The organism is Mucilaginibacter lappiensis (assembly GCF_050433765.1).
Classification (GTDB): domain Bacteria; phylum Bacteroidota; class Bacteroidia; order Sphingobacteriales; family Sphingobacteriaceae; genus Mucilaginibacter; species Mucilaginibacter lappiensis_A.
In genome coordinates, this window is the sequence record NZ_JBNPWP010000001.1 from 1,227,271 (window position 1) to 1,249,125 (window position 21,855).

At 47.6% G+C, this 21,855-nt stretch carries 17 protein-coding genes and 1 pseudogene; 10 read left to right on the top strand and 8 right to left on the bottom strand.

Translation table 11 applies throughout. The annotated features are described in order from the left end of the window. Nucleotides 1-187: 187 nt before the first annotated feature. The gene (locus tag M2273_RS04785; RefSeq protein ID WP_429393658.1) at nucleotides 188-571 is read right to left on the bottom strand and encodes a winged helix-turn-helix transcriptional regulator; all 384 of its coding nucleotides are present in this window, start codon (nucleotides 569-571) and stop codon (nucleotides 188-190) included. Between the two features lie 103 nt (nucleotides 572-674). Between M2273_RS04785 and M2273_RS04790 the strand changes: the two genes are divergently transcribed. Next, nucleotides 675-1,418 (top strand): SDR family NAD(P)-dependent oxidoreductase, encoded by a 744-nt coding sequence (locus tag M2273_RS04790; protein ID WP_429393660.1) that lies wholly within the window; start codon nucleotides 675-677, stop codon nucleotides 1,416-1,418. Between the two features lie 424 nt (nucleotides 1,419-1,842). On the opposite strand, the gene M2273_RS04795 is transcribed toward M2273_RS04790, so the two are convergent. From M2273_RS04795 to M2273_RS04820, 6 genes and pseudogenes are all read right to left on the bottom strand, one after another. Continuing rightward, entirely contained in the window at nucleotides 1,843-2,067 is a 225-nt protein-coding gene (locus M2273_RS04795; RefSeq protein WP_429393663.1) for an alpha/beta fold hydrolase, read from the bottom strand. Nucleotides 2,068-2,318: 251 nt separating this feature from the next. After that, nucleotides 2,319-2,492 carry a hypothetical protein gene (locus M2273_RS04800; RefSeq protein ID WP_429393666.1) on the bottom strand — a complete coding sequence of 58 codons (174 nt, stop codon included), beginning with the start codon at nucleotides 2,490-2,492 and terminating at the stop codon, nucleotides 2,319-2,321. Between the two features lie 60 nt (nucleotides 2,493-2,552). After that, a pseudogene (locus M2273_RS04805) lies at nucleotides 2,553-2,786 on the bottom strand ((4Fe-4S)-binding protein). Nucleotides 2,787-2,979: 193 nt separating this feature from the next. Continuing rightward, nucleotides 2,980-3,423, bottom strand: a complete 444-nt coding sequence (locus M2273_RS04810; RefSeq protein ID WP_429393669.1) for a Crp/Fnr family transcriptional regulator — start codon at nucleotides 3,421-3,423, stop codon at nucleotides 2,980-2,982. A 99-nt stretch (nucleotides 3,424-3,522) separates the two neighbouring features. Next, nucleotides 3,523-4,128, bottom strand: a complete 606-nt coding sequence (locus tag M2273_RS04815) for a DinB family protein (protein ID WP_429393671.1) — start codon at nucleotides 4,126-4,128, stop codon at nucleotides 3,523-3,525. A 1-nt stretch (nucleotide 4,129) separates the two neighbouring features. Further along, entirely contained in the window at nucleotides 4,130-4,873 is a 744-nt protein-coding gene (locus M2273_RS04820; RefSeq protein ID WP_429393673.1) for an isocitrate lyase/PEP mutase family protein, read from the bottom strand. Between the two features lie 94 nt (nucleotides 4,874-4,967). Here M2273_RS04820 and M2273_RS04825 point away from each other — a divergent pair, with 94 nt between their 5' ends. The 9 genes from M2273_RS04825 to M2273_RS04865 all read left to right on the top strand — a co-directional run bounded on the left by M2273_RS04825 (nucleotide 4,968) and on the right by M2273_RS04865 (nucleotide 16,969). Further along, on the top strand, nucleotides 4,968-5,930 hold the full coding sequence (locus M2273_RS04825) for a GlxA family transcriptional regulator (RefSeq protein WP_429393675.1): 963 nt from the start codon (nucleotides 4,968-4,970) through the stop codon (nucleotides 5,928-5,930). A gap of 110 nt (nucleotides 5,931-6,040) precedes the next feature. After that, complete coding sequence (locus tag M2273_RS04830) at nucleotides 6,041-6,292, top strand: alpha/beta fold hydrolase (RefSeq protein WP_429393678.1); 252 nt, start codon at nucleotides 6,041-6,043, stop codon at nucleotides 6,290-6,292. 166 nt (nucleotides 6,293-6,458) lie between these two features. Beyond that, a complete protein-coding gene (locus M2273_RS04835; RefSeq protein ID WP_429393680.1) occupies nucleotides 6,459-6,719 on the top strand; it encodes an alpha/beta fold hydrolase in 261 nt (86 codons plus the stop codon). A gap of 72 nt (nucleotides 6,720-6,791) precedes the next feature. Further along, nucleotides 6,792-7,208 carry a BlaI/MecI/CopY family transcriptional regulator gene (locus M2273_RS04840; RefSeq protein ID WP_429393682.1) on the top strand — a complete coding sequence of 139 codons (417 nt, stop codon included), beginning with the start codon at nucleotides 6,792-6,794 and terminating at the stop codon, nucleotides 7,206-7,208. After that, nucleotides 7,209-8,342, top strand: coding sequence for a M56 family metallopeptidase (locus M2273_RS04845; protein WP_429393684.1), 1,134 nt, complete (start codon nucleotides 7,209-7,211; stop codon nucleotides 8,340-8,342). It begins immediately after the preceding gene. Nucleotides 8,343-8,437: 95 nt separating this feature from the next. Beyond that, nucleotides 8,438-10,831, top strand: coding sequence for an ABC transporter permease (locus M2273_RS04850; RefSeq protein WP_429393687.1), 2,394 nt, complete (start codon nucleotides 8,438-8,440; stop codon nucleotides 10,829-10,831). 29 nt (nucleotides 10,832-10,860) lie between these two features. Continuing rightward, a complete protein-coding gene (locus M2273_RS04855) occupies nucleotides 10,861-11,271 on the top strand; it encodes a hypothetical protein (protein WP_429393690.1) in 411 nt (136 codons plus the stop codon). Between the two features lie 421 nt (nucleotides 11,272-11,692). Continuing rightward, nucleotides 11,693-15,328 (top strand): ABC transporter permease, encoded by a 3,636-nt coding sequence (locus M2273_RS04860; protein WP_429393692.1) that lies wholly within the window; start codon nucleotides 11,693-11,695, stop codon nucleotides 15,326-15,328. A 153-nt stretch (nucleotides 15,329-15,481) separates the two neighbouring features. Further along, on the top strand, nucleotides 15,482-16,969 hold the full coding sequence (locus tag M2273_RS04865) for an alpha/beta hydrolase-fold protein (RefSeq protein ID WP_429393695.1): 1,488 nt from the start codon (nucleotides 15,482-15,484) through the stop codon (nucleotides 16,967-16,969). A gap of 558 nt (nucleotides 16,970-17,527) precedes the next feature. Here the strand turns inward: M2273_RS04865 and M2273_RS04870 are convergent. Then, the gene (locus tag M2273_RS04870) at nucleotides 17,528-21,091 is read right to left on the bottom strand and encodes an ABC transporter permease (RefSeq protein WP_429393698.1); all 3,564 of its coding nucleotides are present in this window, start codon (nucleotides 21,089-21,091) and stop codon (nucleotides 17,528-17,530) included. Between the last annotated feature and the right edge of the window lie 764 nt (nucleotides 21,092-21,855).

Genomic DNA, 21,855 nt, shown 5'->3' on the forward strand with positions numbered 1-21,855 from the left:
CGGCAATTTGAATTGGGAAAATGGAACATGACAAAATCCATTGGCTAATACTTTAATAAAAGCAACTGCTATTAGTGATAATATCAGAAGCAACAGGGTGCTCAGTTATACTATTATAAAAAGCTTAAATATTCAAAGCAAAACGCCTCACCATAACCATGAGGGGTTTTTATGCACGAGAGCGTGCTTAAACTTCTGTCACTGCGCCGGTCAATTTCTGCTCGTTCAGATCGCGGTGCATGCTACCCCAGTCTGCCATCGCGTTGAGCATGGGCTGCATCGTATGGCCCAATTCGGTAATCTCATATTCTACCCGTGGTGGTACTTCTGCATAGACAATCCGGCGTACGATGCCATCCTGCTCCAGTTCACGCAACTGGGCGACCAGCATCCTTTCGGAAATGCCTTCAATGGACTTTTTTAGTTCATTATAACGCATTGTCCCATAGACCAGGCGGCACAAAATGGCAGGTTTCCATCTGCCACCAATTACGCGTAATGCTACTGCCATGCCACAGGTATCAATGATGTGTTTTTTATTCAAAGCGTTGGTGGAATTCTCTTTTCTCATTACTTACTTTTTTGTTAGTACCTAACAATTTGTTGCTTGCTTGCAAAGATACAAAGCTGGCTGTAGGTTTGTATGATAATCTGAAACACAAATAAAAATCAAGATGAAAAAACTAGCAAATAAAACAGCTCTGGTAACCGGTGGCAGCCGTGGCATCGGTGCCGCGATCGTACGCCGTTTAGCTGCCGAAGGCGCAAACGTAGCGTTTACCTATGCCCGCTCTGCCGAAAAAGCTGAGGCTTTAGCCGCAGAGGTCAACGCAGCCGGCGGCGGCCGTGCTATCGCCATTGCAGCTGACAGCGCCCAGGCAGTTGATATTATAGGCGCCGTGAACAAAACCGTCACCGAGTTCGGTGGCCTTGATATTCTGGTGAACAATGCCGGGATCTACATTGGTAAAGATTTTCAGGAGCACACGATCGAAGAATATGACCAGGTGATGTCGGTGAATGTAAAGGCGGTATACGTAGCCGCGTTGGAAGCCGTGAAACACCTCCAGCCAGGCGGACGCATCATCACGATCGGCAGCAATATGGGTGACAATGCCATCGGGCCGCAAACCACCTTATATACCATGAGCAAATCAGCGCTGCAAGGCTTTACGCGCGGACTCGCCCGCGACCTGGGTCCGAAGGGGATCGCGGTAACACTAGTACAACCCGGCCCGACGGACACGGATATGAACCCGGCTGATACACCTTTCGCTGACTTTGCGCGCAGCCGGATGGCACTTGCCAATTATGGCACGGTTGAGGATATTGCCGGTCTGGTCGCATTTCTGGCCAGTCAGGAAGGCCGGCAGATCACCGGATCGTGGGTAACCATCGATGGTGGAATGAACGCCTGATCAGCAAAACTGACTGATCTCAAACAACAAAAAGCCGCCTCAAACTAACTGATGAGACGGCTTTTTGTTAGTTACTGAGCCCGTTACCCACGTCGATGGAAACCGCATGGCTGATGGCATCATTGTAACCGCTGTTCTGCGGAAAACACCAGGACTTTCAGGCCAGGCTGCACTTGCCTGGCCGCTGCGATCAGCGCCTCTCCTCCGCTGATCTTTTACTGGTTCCCGTCATCTTCAAAAGAAAGATCGGTGCGGTGGAGTTTTATACGACAGATGGATTTCACCCTGTTCATACAAAAAGAAGGCTGAAGCCAATGACCGAACTTATCTTGAATAAATATGCAAGGGGTAATGCTGTTTTGCGGGCCGGGAATAATTAGGATTTAATGATTTTGAATTGATGTCAATGTATAATACACGGATATCACCCCGCCCATAGAGAAGCTGCCAAGACGGCACCCCTGATCTCCAGTTCGTCGAGCACCGCTTTGATGTCCGCGGCAAAAACCTCGTAATTGTAGCTACCATAAGGTTTATCGGACCTGTCGAAGCCACGCAGCGTGATGCCGATCACACGGATGCCGCGCTCCACAAAATACTGGTACTGGTACTCATACATGGCGTTGTTCAGCGGCAAGCTATGGATCAAAACAAGTGGTTTGCCACCCCGATGTCGGTCACATACAGGTTCACATTCTCCGCCACAGTAATGAATTCTTTTCCTGCTGCCAAAGTTTTGTTGTTTGTGTTAGCTTGATCTTTCATAAATTTCAGATATAGGGTTAAGTTTTAAATTGATTAGGGTGAATCACATCGTACTTTCCGATACGCGCAGATCATTAATGTCCAGCAAATGTTCCGCTTTTCGTATCGCTTCGTCCGTGAACGTTCTTTCGTTCTTCATTTTGAATAATTCTTTGCGCTGATGGTCATGGATATCGGCCATACCTGCTGGAATTCTTCCCGTTCAGAGGCCCTGTTAGTGCATACATCAACCGAGTTCAGGTATTGCTGGTGCCCCTCTATCTCATGTTTAAGCTTTTCGGCATAAGCCTTTTCCGGCTTTGATCTCATCTGTGAAAAGCTGCACCTCGCCGTAAGCAAGGCCTTTAAAAACTACTGTTGTGCTTTCCATTATGCTGTAGTTTCGTTTTCGGCAACTTCATTCTGAATGGTCAATGCGCCGGAGGGGCATTGGGCGACTTGACCGATCAGTTCCTTGGTCGTCGCATTTTGCGGTCGTATTCAGGGGCGGGCCTTAGGGTTATAGACCTGAGGCAGTGTCCTGACACAGACGCCGGAATGAATACATGCTTTCGGGTTCCAGAGGATCGTTATTTCTCCGTTTGGATATTTGAGTGTTTCCATAGCGTGCTTTTTATAGATCAATGTTGAAACTTATAAAAAGGCACAGATAGCGACCGTGTGTCGCCTTCCGTGACAATTGATATAAGTTGACACGCAAATCTCTGCAACCGGGCTATAAAAGAAAGATGATATTTATCGCAAAAAGTAGTAGATAAAAGTCTACTTTCTGATCTGACAAAAAGAAAAAAAGCAGTTATTTCAGGTTATGCTGACGTTTGACACGGCTTAGCGTATCCTTATTGATGCCGAGATAGGATGCGATAATATGCTGCAGAAAACGTTCAATAAGTTCAGGATAGCATTCTAAAAGATCGGTATAACGCTTATCTGCCAGAGAACTTATAGCAGAGGTAAGACGACGGTTGTTGGCCATTATATTGCGCTCGTCGAGCTTAAGCCTCATTTCTCGATATGCAGGTACTTTTTCCTGCAACTCATTAACACCTTCCTTGGTAATATAAAGCAGTTCGCAATGCTCCCAGGCATCGATATGGTACCGGCTTGGCGTGAGATCCACAAAACTTTCGCGGTCACCCATCCACCAGTCTTCAACTTCCGGAATGTGACTCCATTTGTTGATTGGAAAAGCTTTGCCATGAGGTTCGTTCTTATAATAATTATCATATATTTCCTTCACTTTTTTGAACACATCTCCTCGCAGACTTAGCTGACTACAATGCCAACATGTTGTCAGGGATCCCGGAGCTCGTTGTCCCGGCACCGAATTGGCGGCAGATCAGCGCTTTGGAAAATCCGGACTGGCTTTCACTTCGTCGATCTGTTGGGTGTGCCGGTTGCTGTGCGCGGCTATCAGGAGGATAAACTGATAGCTGTCATAAGTCCCCACAGGTAATACCACCACATGGTTGCGTAGGTCGACCTCTGTATTTTTAACCAGGGTGATCAGTTTCTCACGGCCGACTTTGAAGGCGGCCAAAGCTTCGGGCACGGTCTGGTAAGGTGAATTGGCCGGTTCCAGCGCCGCAAAGGTTTTGGATTTATGAGTGCGGTCTTCCACGGCCTTGACCAGGTCATCATCGCTGAACTTTAGCTCCGCTCTTTTTTCGGGGTTAGCCGGTTGGGATAACGCCGGTTCCGCCATCGCCCAAAGTTCCTTTTCGGCCGCGGCGATATGTTTGATACATTCTGCCACACTCCATTTATCTGCCGCTGGTTTAAAGTTCAGTTCTGCTTCGCTTAAACCTTTCGCTGCAGCAAAAACACCGGCTTCAGTTTGTTGTAATAATTCAATCGCTATTGTGCGTTTTTGCGGTGTAAGCTGTTGTGCCTGGCCCTGATATATTGCCAAACTTAAAATTGCGCCGATTAGGATACTTTTCATTTTAAAATAAAGGGGTTAAAGTTTGAGATGTGTTGATGGCTGCAAGGGTTTGCTCCAGGTGCCGGTAAGCCGAGCGGTAAATCAGAACCGCCGTGCTGATCCTTTTCACACCGGCATTTCCCAAAGCTTCAACCGAAGCGAGGTTGGGATTACCCACGATATTAACCGGTAAGGAAACCGTTGAAGTGATCGTTTTTATTATCGACGGATCGCCGACGCCGGTAACAAAAAGCCCGTCCGCGCCAGCCTCCTGGTAAAGTTTCGCCCTGCGGATAACGGTTTCCATAGGTTCCGGCAGTTTTTGTAGAAAAGCATCGGTGCGGGCATTAATAAAAAGCTGCTGACCGGTTTTCACCAGGTAATTTTTTATACTTTCTAATTTCCTTAAATAAACCGCCTCTCCTTCGGCATCTTCTATGTTGACCCCTGCAATTCCGGTATCGAGCAGTTGCTGGATATGGTCGTTGATAACCGCCAGGTCATGGCTGTAACCTCTTTCAAAGTCTACGGACAGCGGTATATTTATAGCAGATTTTATTCGTTGAATGACATAAAGCAACTCTGTAAAAGGAATCTGCTCGCCATCGGCATAGCCAAGGGAATCAGCGATGGCGCCGCTTGAAGTGGCGACAGCAGGAAAGCCGCCAGCTTCAATCAGTTTAGCACTTTTAGCGTTCCATGCGTTCGCTAATAAGAACGGCGCAGGTTGATGATGCAGTTCGTAAAACGTTTCGTAATGATCCATGATCAAAGCTACCGCAATTGTCAAGCGTTGATAGGGTGTAATTTAGACATCTTTACGGGTTGATATGGACAATAAATACATTTATCTTTAGTCTATGAAACATTTGACTATCCTGGTGCCCGATGGAGAGAATAACCTCAGCAGTATTGTCGGCGCCTATAAAATATTCAGCCGGGCCAATGCTTACCGCAAGGAGGTGTTTAAGATCGAACTGGTCGGCGTTTCCAAAACGGTGGACTTTCATGGCGGTCTATTCAGCGCGCACCCGCATAAACAAATCTCGGAGATCAAAAGAACCGACCTGGTTATCATTCCTTCACTCAACCATAACTATCACCAAAGCACGGCCGTGAACACTGAACTTGTCGACTGGATAAGCAAGCAATACCGCGAAGGCGCAGCACTGGCCAGCATCTGTACCGGCGCTTTTTTGTTAGCGGAAGCAGGTTTACTGGATGGCAAAAGCTGTTCGACCCATTGGTCGGCGGAAGAAGATTTCCGGAAACGCTACCCAAAGGTCAACCTGCAAACCGACAAACTCATCACGGATGAACAGGGCATTTACACCAACGGGGGTGCCTATTCCTTTTTAAACCTTGTCCTTTATCTGGTGGAGAAATATTACGACCGGGAAACGGCGATCTATTGCGCCAAGGTGTTCCAGATAGAGATCGACCGGCACAACCAGTCGGATTTTATCATCTTCCAGGGTCAAAAAGCACACAGTGATGAGCTGATCAAAAAAGCGCAGGACTATATTGAGCACCGCCTCGATGAAAAGATCGCTACCGAAGACCTGGCCGCCAGTCTGGCTATCGGCCGGCGAAACTTTGACCGCCGCTTTATCAAAGCGACCGGCAATACCCCAACCGAATACGCCCAGCGCGTAAAGATCGAAGCGGCCAAAAAGGCTTTTGAAAACAGCCGCAAATCCATCAATGAGGTGATGTACGAAGTCGGCTATTCTGATCAAAAAGCATTCCGGGAAGTATTCCGGAAGATTACTGGACTCTCACCGCTTGAATACCGTAACCGCTATAATAAAGATGCCGCTTAAATACTTTAGCCATCACAAAAATGACGGTTACCGGTTGCCTGTTTGCGATTAGACAAACGAACTAAAGCGGCTGCGCCAGGCCGACCTGAAGAGGGCTCTGGGTAAAGTTAATGAACTGGCTGGGCTACCCGCGGTTTGTCGCACAGGGCGGCGACTTCGGTGCGATCGTTTCCATGCGTATCGCTTTGAATTACCCAGATAGTTTGATCGGCCTGCATTTGAATTATATCCCGTTCAATTACCGGCCCTATCTTTCCGATGGCGAAAAACTGACGGGCGACGAAATAGAAGCGCAACGAAAAACCGGACAGTTTTTCCTGGCGGAAGGCACTTACGCGCAATACAGGCAACTTAACCATTAACGCTTTCTTACGGATTGATGATTCGCCGGTCGGCTTATGTGCCTGGATACTGCAAATCTTCAAAAGTTTTTCCAATCCGGGACTGAACCCGGAGGAGCTTTTCAGCCGGGATGAGTTGCTCCCCAATGTCACCCTGTACTGGGTAACTGGGACGATCTATTCCTCGATGCAGTTATACCGGGAGACCACCAGGGAACCGCCGGACTTCGGCCCGGGTGACTTCGTCCGGACGCCCACCGGGATCGCGCATTACCCCTACCCGACCAGTTTTCCCGCCAGGAAATACGTGGAGCGGGGCTTTAACATCCGCTACTGGAAAGATATGCCGCTTGGCGGCCATTTTGCCGCCCTGGAGCAACCGGAGCTTTTCGCCACTGACCTGAAAGAATTCGTGTCCAGGCTTTTACCGGGAATTGCGCGGGTGTAACTGGGTATAAAATTATTTTCAAATAACCTACAAATAATTTTGTAGGTACAAAATTATTTGTAGGTTTGTATTATGAAAGTGAACGAACCGGGTGAAAATAAGAAAATAGAACCGACCAAGTCTGAACTCGAGATCCTGCAGGTATTATGGGAGCACGGTCCTTCACCTGTACGTTTTGTGATGCAGGAGATCAATAAAATCCGGGAGCTGAACTATACGGCAACGCTCAAGCTTATGCAGCTGATGGTGGATAAAGGTATCCTGAAAAGGGATGAAAACAAGATGCAGCATATCTATCATGTGGTGGAAGATGAGCAGCAAACAAAGGAACATTTACTGGATAAATTCCTGGATACCTTATATAAGGGTTCGCCGGCTAACCTGCTCATGCAACTGGCCGGGAATAAGAAAACCTCCAGGGAAGACTTGCAGAAAATGAAAGCACTGCTGGATGAATTGGAAAAAAAAGCTGATAATAAGAAAAAATAAATGCAGCAGTTCGTCCAACATATCTTACCGCAAAGTATTGCACAGGCCTTGTGCCGGACGCTGATACATTCCCTTTGGGAAGGTTTGTTGCTGGCCATACTGACCGGCCTGGTGATCCTGCTGACCAGGAAATCTAAAGCTGCACTGCGTTATCAATTGCTGACTGCGGTACTGCTGCTGCATACGGCCGTAGTCAGCCTCACACTGGTTTTGGAGTTGAATAATAACAGTGGCAAAGGTTTGGAATTAGGCTTAAATCCTAATGATGGGCCTGATTTCATTGCTGTATTAGTAGCACGATTTAACGACCTGCTGAAGCGTACCCATGAGCATGCGGGCGTAGTAACGGGCATCTGGCTGCTGCTGGTCGGCCTGCAGAATGCCAGGCTATTCTTTGGTCTATATACCCAAGAACGACTAAAAAGGGTGAGGGTAAAACCTGCCGGACGACACTGGCAGGAAAAAACGGACCGCCTGTGCCGGGCTCTGGGGATTAGGCAGGCGGTTTCCCTGCTGGAGTCGGCCATTATTAAAGTACCGCTGGTAATCGGCTATCTGAAATCGGTGGTGCTGGTTCCGGTAGGTTTGATTAACTCGCTGGAACCGGAGCAGGTGGAAGCTATCCTGCTGCATGAGCTGGCGCACATCCACCGGAAAGATTATATCGTCAATATCCTGCAAACCGTTTTGGAAACACTTTTCTTTTTTAACCCAGCGGTGCTTTGGCTCTCCTGGCTGATCCGTACGGAAAGAGAAAACTGCTGCGACGATGTGGTCATAGCCCATACCCACAACGAGGTCGGTTATATGCGTGCGCTGGTTCGTTTCGAGGAATACCGGAATAATTTGCCGCTGCATGCTATCGCCTTGACCGGTACAAGGGGCAATATGCTGGACCGCCTGGAACGGATATTAGCCGGGAAGAACCGTTCATTGGGCAAGCTGGAGCTGACCGTTCTTGGGTTCATCCTGATATTGAGTATAGTCTTCATTGCTGCCAGCCCCCGAAATACCGTCCGTTCCTTGCTCAAAACACCCGTCCCGGTGGTCAGCGGCTCCAACAGCAACAGCCTGGAAGCGAAGAAGAAGGCGGAAGCCGCCGAGCGAACGCGTCACAGGCAAGCCGGTCCTTAAGCCAAGGCACAACTACCTTATTTCTTAACCATTTTTTGCACACCAGCCGGTGTCCCTGGCCGGTTATTGCAGCAACATTTATAAAAATCAATCGCATGTTCAGGAATTATTTTCAAATTACCGCCCGGACCCTCCGGAAAAACATCGCTTTTTCGGTGATCAATATTGCAGGCCTCAGCATCGGCCTGGCCTGCTGCACCCTGATTTTATTATATATCAAAGATGAGCTCAGCTTTGACCGCTTCCATGTACAGCAGGGCCATCTCTACCAGCTCACCTGCCTGCGCAGTGAACAGGACGGCAGTGTGAAAAAATTCTCCATTGCCGCGCTGGTGCAAGGGCCGGCCTTTCAACAGGAGATCCCGGAGATACAGGCTTATACCCGCGTCAACCCCAAGGATATCGTGGTCAAAAACGGGAACGATATCTTTAATGAGCAGGTCACCTGGGCGGATGCCAATTTCTTCAGCGTTTTTTCTTTCCAGCTGCGCTCGGGAAACCCCGCCACAGTTTTGTCAGATCAGCACGCCATGGTATTGAGCGAACAAAGCGCAATTAAATATTTCGGCAGCGTGCCTGCCGCGATGGGCAAAACCCTGCAGCTGGAGATCAACGGAAAATTCCAGCCTTTTACGGTTACCGGTGTTGCAAAAAAAGCACCGCAGAATTCCAGTATCCGGTTTAATATCGTCCTGCCGTTTTCCTATTTCGAAAAAGCCAGTCCGGATAACGGCTGGATGTGGGTATCCTTTCCTACTTATTTTTTGCTTTCGCCGGGCGCCAACCCCCAAAACATCGCCCGTAAAATGGACCAGGTATACCGTACCCGAGCCAAAGACGAGATCGATTTGAATAATCTGGCGGGTTACGGCAACCATTTCAGCTGGGGGCTGCAGCCATTGACGGCCATGCACCTCAACACGGATTACGAAGGAACGCCGGGGGTCAGCGATCCCATCTATTCTTATATCCTGAGCGGCATCGCGGTGTTTATCCTGCTGATCGCCTGCATCAATTTTGTCAACCTAACCGTGGCGCAATCGCTAAGAAGAAGCAAAGAGATCGGCATCCGCAAAGTGATCGGTAGTAGGCGCAGCCAGCTGACGCTGCAATTCTTAAGCGAATCGGCCGGCATCTGCCTGATCGCCTTTATCCTATCGGTGGTTTTGGCGGCGCTGTTACTGCCGCTTTTCAATGAGCTGGCGAATAAGCAACTGAGCTTTTTCTACCTGTTAGACTGGAAACTAATCGCGGGCTTTATTGGACTGTTCCTGTTGACGAGCTTTGCCGCCGGCTTTTACCCGGCGCTGGTCTTATCCGGTTTCAATCCTTCCGATGCACTTGCGGGCAAAGCGGGTTTAGGCGGTAAAAATACACTGGCAAAAAGCCTGGTCGTTATCCAGTTTGCGCTGGCCACCCTCCTGGTCATTTCCACCCTGTTTATTTACGCCCAGTTTGACTTGCTGACCCAGACCTCCGTTGGCTACCCGGATAAGGAGCTGCTTAGCTTCACGGTGGGACAGGGAATCCGGAGTAAAGCGGTAATGGACCTTTACCAAAACGAATTTTCCAAAATACCCGGCGTGCTCGCTGCGGGTTATAAGAACGTCGGGCATTTTGGCGGTAAGACGCAGGCTGGGAATAAGGAATTTACCGCGACTTATGAACGCATCGATGTGGCGTATTTACCGGCATTAGGGGTCAAAATGGCCGCCGGCCGTAATTTCTCCCCGGAATTCCCGTCCGATTCCACGAATGCTGTGCTGATCAATCAAACGCTGGCTGACCAGCTTAGCTGGAAGAATCCAATAGGCAAAACCATCGACGATATGAATTTTCCCGCCTGGGGCAACCGGAAGGTAACGGTAGTCGGCGTGGTAAAAGATTATCACAATGAATCGCTGAAAGAAAAGATAAAGCCGCTAATCTTTACCGGTGAATCTTCGATGCCGCTGGGGCAAATGATCGTGCGCATCAGACCGGAGCATACGGCCGTCACTTTGCTTTCCCTGGAAAAAACCTGGCACCGGTTAAGCCCGGATCATCCCTTCCCGTATGAATTCCGGGAAGACACCAACCTGCGTAGTTATGAAGCGGAAAGCAAGTGGAAGCGGATCATCACGTTCGGCGCCGTCATTACCATTTTCATTTCCGGAATCGGTTTATTTGGTCTGGCCATGCTGTCGGCCAAACGGCGCGAAAAGGAGATCGGTGTTCGGAAAGTACTGGGCGCATCGGTAACGGAACTCGCCGGTATGCTCAGTATGGATTTTGCGCGGCTGGTGCTGGTCGCTTTTGTGATCGCGATTCCGGCTGGCTGGCTGGTCATGCATCGCTGGCTGCAGAGCTTCGCTTACCGGGTAGAGTTGTCATGGTGGCGCTTCGTGATTGCCGGCATCATTACATTTGTCATAGCCATGCTGACAGTGAGTTACCAAGCCATCCGGGCGGCGCTGGCCAATCCGGTCAAATCACTTCGAAACGAATAATCAATACTTACTATTAAAAACAACAGATCATGAAAAAAGTAATCTTATGCAGTTTGATCATGCTGGCGCTGATCAGCATGAAAGCCACGGCCCAAACCGGCGACCAGGCTACAAAACCAGTTAAAATCGGCGACGAATGGCAGATGCCTAAAGATGTGCTCCTGCGCGCCAAAAATTTTTCGGAAAGCCTGCAAAAATCCTTAGGACTGGATGACGCGGTTACCAAAAAAGTATTTAACGCCTACCTGGGAAATACCAAACCGGTAGACGAGATCCGCATGGGGCAAGGTTCTGAAAGCGAAAAGAAAGCTGCCCTGGTAGCTAACCAGGCGGAGTTTGATCAAACGCTGAAGAGTATTCTGTCGCCGGGAGGGTTTGCGCAATATATTAAATCGAAAAAAACGGGAAGTCATTGGCACAAAAATAGGCTGATGACCTAAAAGCTCAACCGCGCGCCTTAGGTGTTATGATCATGGGCTGATCGGCTTTTGCATTAAATTAGCTTGGCCGTCATCCGCAAACATTCATACAAGTCGCGGCGAAACAGCTTTGCATTCAGATCGCCGCAGCGCTTTCTGACTGCCTGGCAGCTGTTTTTCCTATATCCGTCTACTAACTGTGCATTATGGTGTTCCTTGGCCGAGCATATTGAGTTTTTGATTTTGTACGCCGATCATTGTTGAAGAACGCCCGAAACAATTTAGTGCGTTTGGAAAGCCTAATGAAAGGAAATTTTTAAAGCAATTCAAAACCGTACAATCCCATGTCCGCTATCGTTACATTAATGGATATAAATAAAATATAATTTACTTTATATTAGCATGTTAACGGTTTGGAACGGGGATTGAAGTACAGAAAAACTTGAATGCATATATTTTTCATATCACCCCTTATGACCTGGCCTTCCAGGGAGTGATATTTATCGGATTTTCTTTTGCGATGCAGCTGGGATTCACCAAAAAGATCAACCGGGCTGCAAACCGCTTTTTGAGTTTAGCCCTGATTACGATGGCGCTGTGGCTGCTTTGGGTACTGGGTAAGGATATCGGTCTTGAAGCCTATTTTTCACATTGGAGCTGGCTGCCACTGCGGTTTACGCTTGCAATTGGCCCCCTGATCTTTTTTTATGTGCTTAAAATAACGCGGCCAAAATACCAATTCCGTTGGAAAGATCTCCTGCATTTCGGCCCGCTGTTGCTCGAACAGGGCGTTTTGGTATTGGAGATTAAGGAGAGCATCAGGACGGGTGCGGCCACTTATCATACGCTGACCTTTCAGCAACTAAAGCCGGTATTGCAATTGCTGGCGTTTATTTCGGTCAGCACCTACCTGTACGCATCTCATAGGCTGATAGAACGCTTTTACCGGGGCCTGAAATTTAACGGGGGAGATCGGTACCGATACGAACTGCGGTGGCTGCATCGCTTACTGAGGGGGTTTGGCTTGTTGTGGCTATTGTGGATACCCTATGCTGCCGTGGATTATTTTTATTACCATAGTCAATTAAGCATACACGCTTATTATCCTTTGTATTTCCTTTTAGCGGTAATCTTCACCCGGGTGGCAATTGTGGCATACTTAAGGCCGGAAGTTGGCGTAACGGTCGGAGCACCTTCGCTTCAAAAACCAATGCCACCGATGGAGTTGAAGCAAAAAGGTGCCTGGCTGAAAAAGGCCATGAAAATCGGCCTGTATTATCAGGATCCGGAACTCAATTTAAGCTCGCTGGCTGAAAAGCTTGACCTGACTACCCATGAGCTGTCCCGGATCATCAATACGGTGCTTAAAAAAAGCTTCAATGATTTTATCAATGAATTTCGCGTTGCAGATGTAGCCAGCAAAATGCAGGACCCCACTTATGATCACATTACCCTGCTGGGCATTGCATTTGAATCGGGATTCAATTCCAAATCCACTTTTAACCGCGCTTTCCGGCAAATGACCGGGAAGAGCCCGGCGGAGTATAAACAAGAGCTGAAAAAAGAGCGCCCATTTTATAACTTGAGGCGCTATCCCCATTTTGCGGCGGTAAATTCATCTCATGAAGTGATCCAAATATGGTCTTCTGAGAAATTAAACCGCAATTTCATGATCAAAAATTATTTAAAACTCACCTGGCGCCACCTGACCAGGAACAAGGTGTATGCGGCGATCAATATCATCGGGCTTGCCACCGGCATGGCTGCGTGCATCGTGATCCTGCTATTCGTATTTTACGAAAAGAGTTTCGATAGCATGCACCACCGTAACATCTACCGGCTTAATGATGTGGAGACATTTACCAGCACGGCAACTTCTCAAAAGACAGCCATAACCATGTTCCCGATGGGGCCGACGCTGAAAGAAGAATTCCCTGAAATCCTGAACTACAGCCGCGTGGATGGTAAAAGTCAATACGAGATGACCTATGGAAAGAAAAGAGTGTTCTTTCCGCAGGCCTTCTTTGTGGATACCTCCTTTCTTCGGATGTTCGATTTTCCGCTGCTGAAAGGAGACCGGAAAACTGCCCTGCAAAAACCAAATAGTATTGTGCTGACGGAATCGGCGGCCCGGAAATTATTCGGCGCTGAGGATCCCATAGGCAGGACGGTTCAGCATTTTGGGGAGGATACCCTTGTTTATACAGTAACGGGCATATTGAAAGATGTGCCCGCCAACTCCCAATTCCAATTCGACGCTCTGCAATCTTTTAATACCATCTACAAACCGAAGTGGATGGACAAATGGAGTGATCATTGGGTAAACACTTACGTTGAACTCGCACCTCATACCGATGTGGCTGCACTGGAAAAAAAATTCCCTTCCTACCTGAAAAAATATCATCTGTCGGGCAAAGATATACATTACGGGATGTTCCTGCTACCGTTAAGGGACGTTCATGCAGGTGCCGTCGATATCATCTATGACGATATCAATTTCCAGAAATTCGATGAGCGTTATACCAATATTTTTATGGGCATCGGGCTGCTCGTTTTGCTCATCGCCTGCATTAATTTCATGAACCTGTCCACTGCCCAGTCGGCGGAACGGAGCAAAGAGGTGGGCATCCGTAAAACGATCGGCGCCTTACGCTCACAATTGGGCCTCCAGTTCCTTGGCGAGGCAGTCCTGTTATCCTTGTTCGCATTGGTCATTGCACTGGTGCTGGTGAGCCTGGCGTTGCCATATATCAATAAACTAAGCGGGCGCGATCTGAGCGCAATTTTCTTTGTGCACCCCGGACTGCTGGTGGCTTTATTCCTCGGAACGATCCTGCTTGGCGTGTTATCGGGTTTGTATCCGGCCATTTACCTATCCTCCTTTCAGCCGGTAAAGGTGTTAAAAGGTGTAGGTGAGTTAGGCAGAAAAAAAAGCACTTTTAGGAATGCCTTGGTTGTGGGACAGTTTGCCAGCGCCATCTTTCTGACTGTAGCTACCATTCTCGTGTTTCGTCAGTTAAATTATATGGAAAAGCGGGATCCGGGCTTTGACCGCGACCAGGTTGTCACCATACGACTGCATGGAATCACCTCCGGTAAATATGCTTTGCTGAAGGAAGAATTGTCAGCCGGTTTGCTCGTGGTAGGTGTAACCGGGGCGCAGGACCAGTTGGGAAGCGATGTGGGACAGCTGGGTTTCGGATTCTGGCCGGGCAATGGCCCGATGCGGGTAGTGATCACCCCCGGGCTGTTCGTAGATCACGATTATCTGAGCCTTTATAAGATACACCTGGTAGCGGGCAGGAACTTCTCCAGCGAAAAGTCCGCGCTCGCGAAAGAATTCATCATCAACGAGACCCTGGGCAGGGAACTGCTCAAAGATCAGCCAGGAATGCCGTTGTCATCGCTGATCGGAAAACATTTCGGGGGTGATACTTTGTCAAGCATTGTAGGTATTTCCAGAGACTTCAATTTCAATTCCCTCCATCATAAGATCGAACCCATGTTCCTGGGCGATCTAAACCAACCGGTAGGCGGAGGATTCAGTACAATGTCGGTGAAAATAAACGGTCAGCAGGCCAGCCAGGCCATCGCGTTTATCGAGTCTACCTGGAAAAAAGTTCTGCCGGAGTATCCTTTTGAATACCAGTTCCTGGACGATCATTTTAAGGAAATATACAGAACAGATACCCAGGTCTCCCGGATGGTGGCGATCATGACCGGCCTGGCGATCTTCATCTCCTGTTTAGGACTTTACGGGTTGGCCTCTTTTTCCACGGAGAAGCGGGCCAAGGAGATCGGCATCCGTAAGGTCATGGGGGCCTCTGTAAAAGATGTCGTCTTCCTGCTGTCCAAACATTTTATCGGGCTGGTGATGATCGGGAATTTGATTGCCTGGCCGCTGGCCTGGCTGGCACTTCATCGATGGATACAAGGGTACGCGTACCGGGTTCCTTTCAGTTGGTGGGTGTTCGTGCTGGCAGGGATAGCTGCGCTGCTGATAGCACTGGCGACCGTGAGCTTCCTGACGATAAGGGCGGCAACGAGCAACCCTGTAAAGAGCCTGAGAGCAGAATAGTTTTAAGCCTAATAATAAATTGTAAGGTAAAATAAGAAATACCATCTGAGATTTATAAAAGTAAAAAACAGCTAATAAAAACAAATAATGTTCAAAAATCATTCAAGACTTTATCTTATTAAGAATAAGATAACATTGGTCTTGTTTTTTTTAATGTCGTTCATAACGATTGGCAGTTTGAATGATCCTGCTACGGCACAGGGTACAGACGTCAATATCCGCGATCACGGTCTGCCAGACTCTCTCCATTCGTCCATACTCGACCAGGAGCGTCGGTTTAAGGTGATCCTGCCGCCCGGCTATAAGCCCGGAAGTGCTGAAAAATATGATGTAATGTATGTATTGGATGGAAGTGATTGGAACACAGGAACGATCGCACAGGTGCAGCATTTTGTCGAGGATCAGGGCTTCATGCCGCCAACCATTATTGTCAGCATCGTTGAACCCGACCGGAACGCCGATCTCGCACCTACGCATTTGGACACCTGGAAAAATTCGGGCGGAGCCGACAAGTTCCGCGCGTTTTTCAGGAATGAATTGATCCCATATATTAATAAGCAGTATCCCTCCAACGGAGACAACACCCTTTGGGGGCATTCTTTGAGTGGTATGTTTGTACTTTACGCACTGCTCACTGAGCCAACGCTCTTCAAATCTTTTATCGCGATCGACCCGAGTGCCTGGTGGGATAATAGTTATGTATTAAAAATGGCTGTAGCTAAACTGCCAACCCTGCCATTTCAAAATACAACGTTCTTTATCGCAGGCCGGGAAAGTACGCTGGGCAGTATGAAAACAGATACGCTGGAAACTATCTTGAAAAATAACGCGCCTGCAAGTCTGAAATGGAAGCTTGATGTTTATTCAGGCGAAACACACGGTTCCGTAAAATTCAAAGGCACCTATGACGGCCTGAAGTTTATCTATGAGGGGTATATCAAGAACATGCTTTTTTCTCCAATGAACGGCATTGTAATAAAAGATAAATCTTTTAAGCTTTCCTATTATGAGGATACAACCCGTATACACTACACGGTTGACGGAACGGTCCCAACACCCAACGCTCCAAAAATTCAGCAGGCGACCACAATTAACGACCCGGCTACGGTCACCTATAAGGCCCTGACTAACCGAAGCAGGTACGATAGAATTACGACGGGTCTTTTTACTGACGAGGAAATGCCGAAGCCGCTCTCGAACGCTAAGCATTGGCAGCATGGTGGATTTAACTACGCTTATTACGAAGGAACCTGGGATAAATGGCCAGATCTTACCAAACTGAAACCTGTAAAAACCGGAATGACCGACAATAATTTTGATCCTGATAAGCTACCGCGGAAGAATCATTACGCGCTGGTGATCGACGGCTTACTCGAAACGAAGGAAGAAGGATATTACATTTTTGGAGTAGGTGGTGATAAAGGCAAGCTATATATTGGTAATAAGTTGGTCATTACCTGCGGTGGCGATTACAAGACATACATAGTACCCTTATCAAAAGGATTTTACCCGTTCCGGATAGAATACCTTCATCAAGAAGAGGAGTATAAATTAGACTGGCAACAATATTTGACGCCAAGCATCATGGACACCCAAAACACGATACTCATTCCGGTTAACCTACAATATAACAAAAGGTAAGCATAGGCAGTCGCAGGAGATGACATATCAACAGTTGACTTTGCAATCTTTGTTTTTTTAGCGCCTGCCCACATAGATCGCAGCGTAGCAGTGAGCATCATCTCAATAAGTCTCCTTTTGGAGCTCAGTCAATCTCCGGCATTTTTTTTAAGTCTCCAATAAATTGGTTCCTACCAGGCGCACTAACCGCACTCCGTGCGAAGTCGAAAACCACTTAAATCAGCGATTTAAGTGGTTTTTTCATTAATTATCCCCTTATCAACCCTTTGTAAAGCCAAAGTTCTCGTTAACTATCCTACTACCTGTTTTTTGTTTTTAACTTAGGCAACGCAAACCGAATTAATAAATTGAAATACAGTTTATTACATCGTTAAAAGTTGTTTTTTAAGGCGATTTTTATTGAGTTTGTGTTACCTAAACCCGGGATGAAGTATGAAACATTTAAAACTTAAAAATTAAATTTTATGCAAACATCACAGTCGTTTGGTATTCATTTTAAGAATAATAGGTGATACTGATCCCTTCTTATAGCGCAAGTGTTTTGATCGCATTGACGGCTCATTCGGAGCGCAGACTTTTAACCGGGTTGGCCAGTGCCGCTTTGACGGCCTGCACGCTCACGGTAAGCAAGGCAATAACCAAGGCAGCCGCTGCAGCCAGGGCAAACATCCACCAGCTGATACCGATCCGGTAAACAAAGCCCTGCAACCACCGACTCATAGCCCACCAGGCAAGCGGTGCGGCGATCACGAAGGCAATGACCACCAGCCTCAGAAAATCTTTGGACAATAGCCGCACGATACCGGAAACACTTGCACCCAGGACCTTGCGGATGCCGATTTCCTTGTTGCGCTGTTCCGCGCTGAAGGCCGTTAAGCCGAACAAGCCCAGGCAGGAAATTAAAATAGCGATCAGCGTGAACGAATTGATGATCTGCGACAACACGGTATCGCTTTCATAAGCGCTTTGCATCCGGTCATTCATAAAGGTATAGACAAAGGGCGTCTGCGGCAAATTTTCATGCCACACCCGCCCGACGTCCGCTAAGCATTTAGCATAATCCCTGGTATTCGTATTCACGATCAGTTTATCAACCTCAGCAGCTTTCGGCGCATACATGATCATGAACGGGGCAATATTATCATGCAAAGATTTGTAATTAAAGTCCTTTACCACGCCGGCTATTTGGAATTTTCGGTCGCCGTCTGAGAACAGCGTGGTTCCAATGGTCTTGTCGGGGTCAAGGCTCAATCGTTTGGCCAGCGTCTCGTTGATCAGCACTTTTCCCGAATCACCCGCCATCAGGTCGCGGCCTGCAGCCAGCTTGAGCCCCATCGTTTTGACAAAATGCTCATCGGTATATAGGTTTTGCTGGTCGACAGCGTCAGCCGGGTTCATTCCGGATAAATACACACCCCAGTCAAAATAATGTTCTGCGCCAAAAGTATTGCTGACCCGTGAGATCGATCTTACGCCGGCCAATTGCTGCAGGCCGGCTGCCAGGGCGTTCATTTTGCTTTTGGTATCGTTGGTGTGAAACGTGAGAATGATCTGCTGGTCTTTGTCAAAACCCAGGTCGCGGTTTTTGATATAATTTAACTGGCTGTAAATGATGACCACGCCGGTAATCAGGATGATCGAGATGACGAACTGGAAGACTACCAGCGAGCGCCTCAGTACCTGCGTGGAAAACTGGCTGGTAAAATTCCCTTTTATCACCTTAATGGCTTTGAAGGCCGACATATAAAATGCCGGGTAACTGCCGGCGGCCAAGCCGGTGACCACTATCAACCCGCCCAGCATCAGCCATAAGCGCGGATCGCTAAAAAACAACAATTGAATGTTCGCCCGGGTGATCTGGTTCAGATAAGGCAACGCCAGCCACAACAGCGGCAAAGCGATAATTACGCCGATAAAAGACAACAAAAAAGATTCGCCTAAAAACTGGGTGATCAGGTCATATTTTCCGGCGCCGATCACTTTTCTGACGCCCACTTCTTTTGCCCGCCCGGAGGCCTTGGCCGTGGACAGGTTCATAAAGTTGATACAGGCAATGAGCTGAATCAACACGGCTATCAGGATCAGTACATACAAAAAAGACGCACTCACGATCTTCCCACTTTCGGCATCATAACCTGATGTCGTATGAATGGAGGCCAGCGGCTGCAGGTGCAGGGATTTACTCATTCCGGAACTTTTCAACTGGTCCGCTCCATATTTGTTGAGGAAGGCAGGCAGCTTTTTTTCAAAAGCAGTAACGTTAGCGTCCGCTCGAAATTTCACATACGACTCTGTAAAGTTATTTCCCGCCCAGGAATTGTTCGTCAGGATGCCGCCGCCATAACCATTTTTATTCAGGCGTATAAAAAGGTTGGCCGCAATTTGTGATTTCCCGGCACTTTGATCCACCACACCGGTTACTTTAAAAATGTTCTTACCATCCTGGTCGTCGATCGTAATGACCTTACCCACCGGGTCAGCGCTTCCGAAAAGCTTGTCTGCTACCGGTTTTAACAAAACGATACTGTTGACATCTGTGAAGGCATTTACCGGTGACCCATTGGTAAAATGATAGGTAAAAACGTTGAAAAAGGTAGAATCGACCATAATCGCACCCTCTTCATAAAACGCTTTGTCTTTATAGCTGACCAGGTGTTCGCTGATGCCCAGCGTAGGTATGACGCGGGTATATTGTAACACCTCCGGGAAATCACTTTTCATAGCCGGCGCGATCGGAGGCGAAGCGGTGGCCATGTTGCTGACATCGCCGGTATGCGCGATCGAAGTGGTCACCCGGTAAATAGCATTGGCATCCTTATGGTGTTTGTCATAACTATATTGATCTTGCACATACAGCAGAATATACATACAGCATAACGTACCTGCCGCCAGGCCGGTAATATTAAGCAGGCTGAAAAAGCGGTTTTTTAATAAAAAGCGCAGCGAAACTTTGAAGTAATTTTTGAACATACAAGTGCGGTTTAATTTGTCAGAAGACCATTGCGGAATGGCTTCCTGACGTAAAATTAACGCTCCGGACAAAGCTGCGGGTCTCAATTTATAAATTGGGAGTTCTTTTTCCAGGCCGCCTTTATAGTCGGCCGGGCTTTTGCCGGTCATGTCTTTGAAAATGCGGAAAAAGGTACTTTTAGAATTGAAACCGGAATCATAGCCAATGCCGGCAAGGTTCAACCGATCATACGTCGGGTCTTGCATTTTCCGGATCACTGCTGCCACCCGGTAGGCATTGATGAAATCGGGAAAACTCTTTTTTAGCCCGGTATTAATGATGCGGGACAGCTCATGCGCGCTGAGGTCAAGCTTTTCAGCCAGGGATGTTAAAGTAAGTTCCGGGTCCTGGTAATAGCGGCCGCTTTTCATCACCTGCTTCAGCCAGCTCGCTTTTTGCCTCAATTCCGTTCCAGGCAACGGTCTTAAAGCCAGCCGCCCGGCCACCCGGACTTCCGGCCGTAAATGCACTGCAACGGCGATCGCTATGATCATAATCGCTGAAAGCAGATATAAAGACACATCAACGGACAGGTCAAAATAACCGGCAACTGTGCAAGCCAGCCACAAGCACCACCACAGTGCAATGGCGTCTAGTAAACGCCGCAGCCAGCGGTATTCCAGGCGGGACCTGTCCATCATTACCGGCGGCAGCCGCCGGGAGTAATTTTGTAAGAGCTCATATGACCGGTACAAATAGCTGATGGCTGCCCCCCCTACCAGCAAAACTATTAGCAGGCTGCATTGCTGTAAGGCCGGGATGCAGCCGGCCAACCCTCCGATTAAAAGCGGGCTAAAGTGCAGCAGGTCTTTCCGCCTGAACCGGTATTCCTGACTGATCGTTTTTCGAACATAAAAATAAATGAGCGGCCCTGCCAGAAACAGCGCAGGAACCGTGCAGTAAACGGGAAGATACACCGGCAGCCGGATATCAATGATTAACAAGCGGAAGATCCACCAGATCATGGTGAGCAACGCAAGCGCAAGCAATCGGTTAGCGGAGAGGCGGTTGTTTTTGAACAACGCTAATAAGGCGGCAAAAGCCAAACCAACGAATAGCATTCCGCAGAGCAGCAAGTCATACAGCGTAATATGGAGTGTATCTAAATTCAAGTAGTTTAATCGCATCAATCGTCGTTCCAAATATATAACACACTAGGGATTAGGACATTTACGAATACTTCAGAGCGAATAGTGTAATATAAGCGAACGGGGAGATGTTCGGTTCCGCTTATCTATTGACTCAGCTAATACTCCAGATACCATTGGAATTTACGCTATCATCTTTAAATTCTTTAACAAGATCACTGTTAATATCATTTAATAAATATTGAACCCTAACCTTACCTGAAAGAGTGAACGGTTTTGGGTTTATCATTACATGCCAAAACAACGTCCCTATCCTCCTTATTAGTGATACCTCATCAAAAATCACTTGATAAAATAGAAAAAAGAAATCGCCTGGTCGATATCTTTAATAAAGCCCCACAAATTTTCCTCTAAGCGCGCTTTGTCTATATAGATTTGTGAAAAGAGGCTATTGTTACCGTGATTGTAACCTGATAACATTACGTCAGTCTAGTCCTTAAAAAGCCTCTAAAAACTCCATTAAGTGTTCTAAGAATTTCCCTTTGAGCTACTACAATAAGTTTAAACCTCTAAAAATTTGATTGTTAGAGGTTTACTTGTTTTTAAGCTAAGGTGTTTTCTCGATCGTACTTTTGCCGAATAATACAATCATCTAATAATCAGAATTTAAACTGACTTAATGGTGTTCTAATCCCTTTTGGAGGTTTGTTTTGAATATTCTTTAAACTTCAGACTCTAAATCTTTATCACCCACCCCGAAACGAACGCCCTATGTTCGCTTTTGTTAC

Coding starts and splice junctions, on each gene's coding strand:
- M2273_RS04785 (WP_429393658.1), bottom strand. CDS start 571: ATGAGAAAAGAGAATTCCACCAACGCTTTGAATAAAAAACACATCATT.
- M2273_RS04790 (WP_429393660.1), top strand. CDS start 675: ATGAAAAAACTAGCAAATAAAACAGCTCTGGTAACCGGTGGCAGCCGT.
- M2273_RS04800 (WP_429393666.1), bottom strand. CDS start 2,492: ATGAGATCAAAGCCGGAAAAGGCTTATGCCGAAAAGCTTAAACATGAG.
- M2273_RS04815 (WP_429393671.1), bottom strand. CDS start 4,128: ATGAAAAGTATCCTAATCGGCGCAATTTTAAGTTTGGCAATATATCAG.
- M2273_RS04820 (WP_429393673.1), bottom strand. CDS start 4,873: ATGGATCATTACGAAACGTTTTACGAACTGCATCATCAACCTGCGCCG.
- M2273_RS04825 (WP_429393675.1), top strand. CDS start 4,968: ATGAAACATTTGACTATCCTGGTGCCCGATGGAGAGAATAACCTCAGC.
- M2273_RS04830 (WP_429393678.1), top strand. CDS start 6,041: ATGAACTGGCTGGGCTACCCGCGGTTTGTCGCACAGGGCGGCGACTTC.
- M2273_RS04835 (WP_429393680.1), top strand. CDS start 6,459: ATGCAGTTATACCGGGAGACCACCAGGGAACCGCCGGACTTCGGCCCG.
- M2273_RS04840 (WP_429393682.1), top strand. CDS start 6,792: ATGAAAGTGAACGAACCGGGTGAAAATAAGAAAATAGAACCGACCAAG.
- M2273_RS04845 (WP_429393684.1), top strand. CDS start 7,209: ATGCAGCAGTTCGTCCAACATATCTTACCGCAAAGTATTGCACAGGCC.
- M2273_RS04850 (WP_429393687.1), top strand. CDS start 8,438: ATGTTCAGGAATTATTTTCAAATTACCGCCCGGACCCTCCGGAAAAAC.
- M2273_RS04855 (WP_429393690.1), top strand. CDS start 10,861: ATGAAAAAAGTAATCTTATGCAGTTTGATCATGCTGGCGCTGATCAGC.
- M2273_RS04865 (WP_429393695.1), top strand. CDS start 15,482: ATGTCGTTCATAACGATTGGCAGTTTGAATGATCCTGCTACGGCACAG.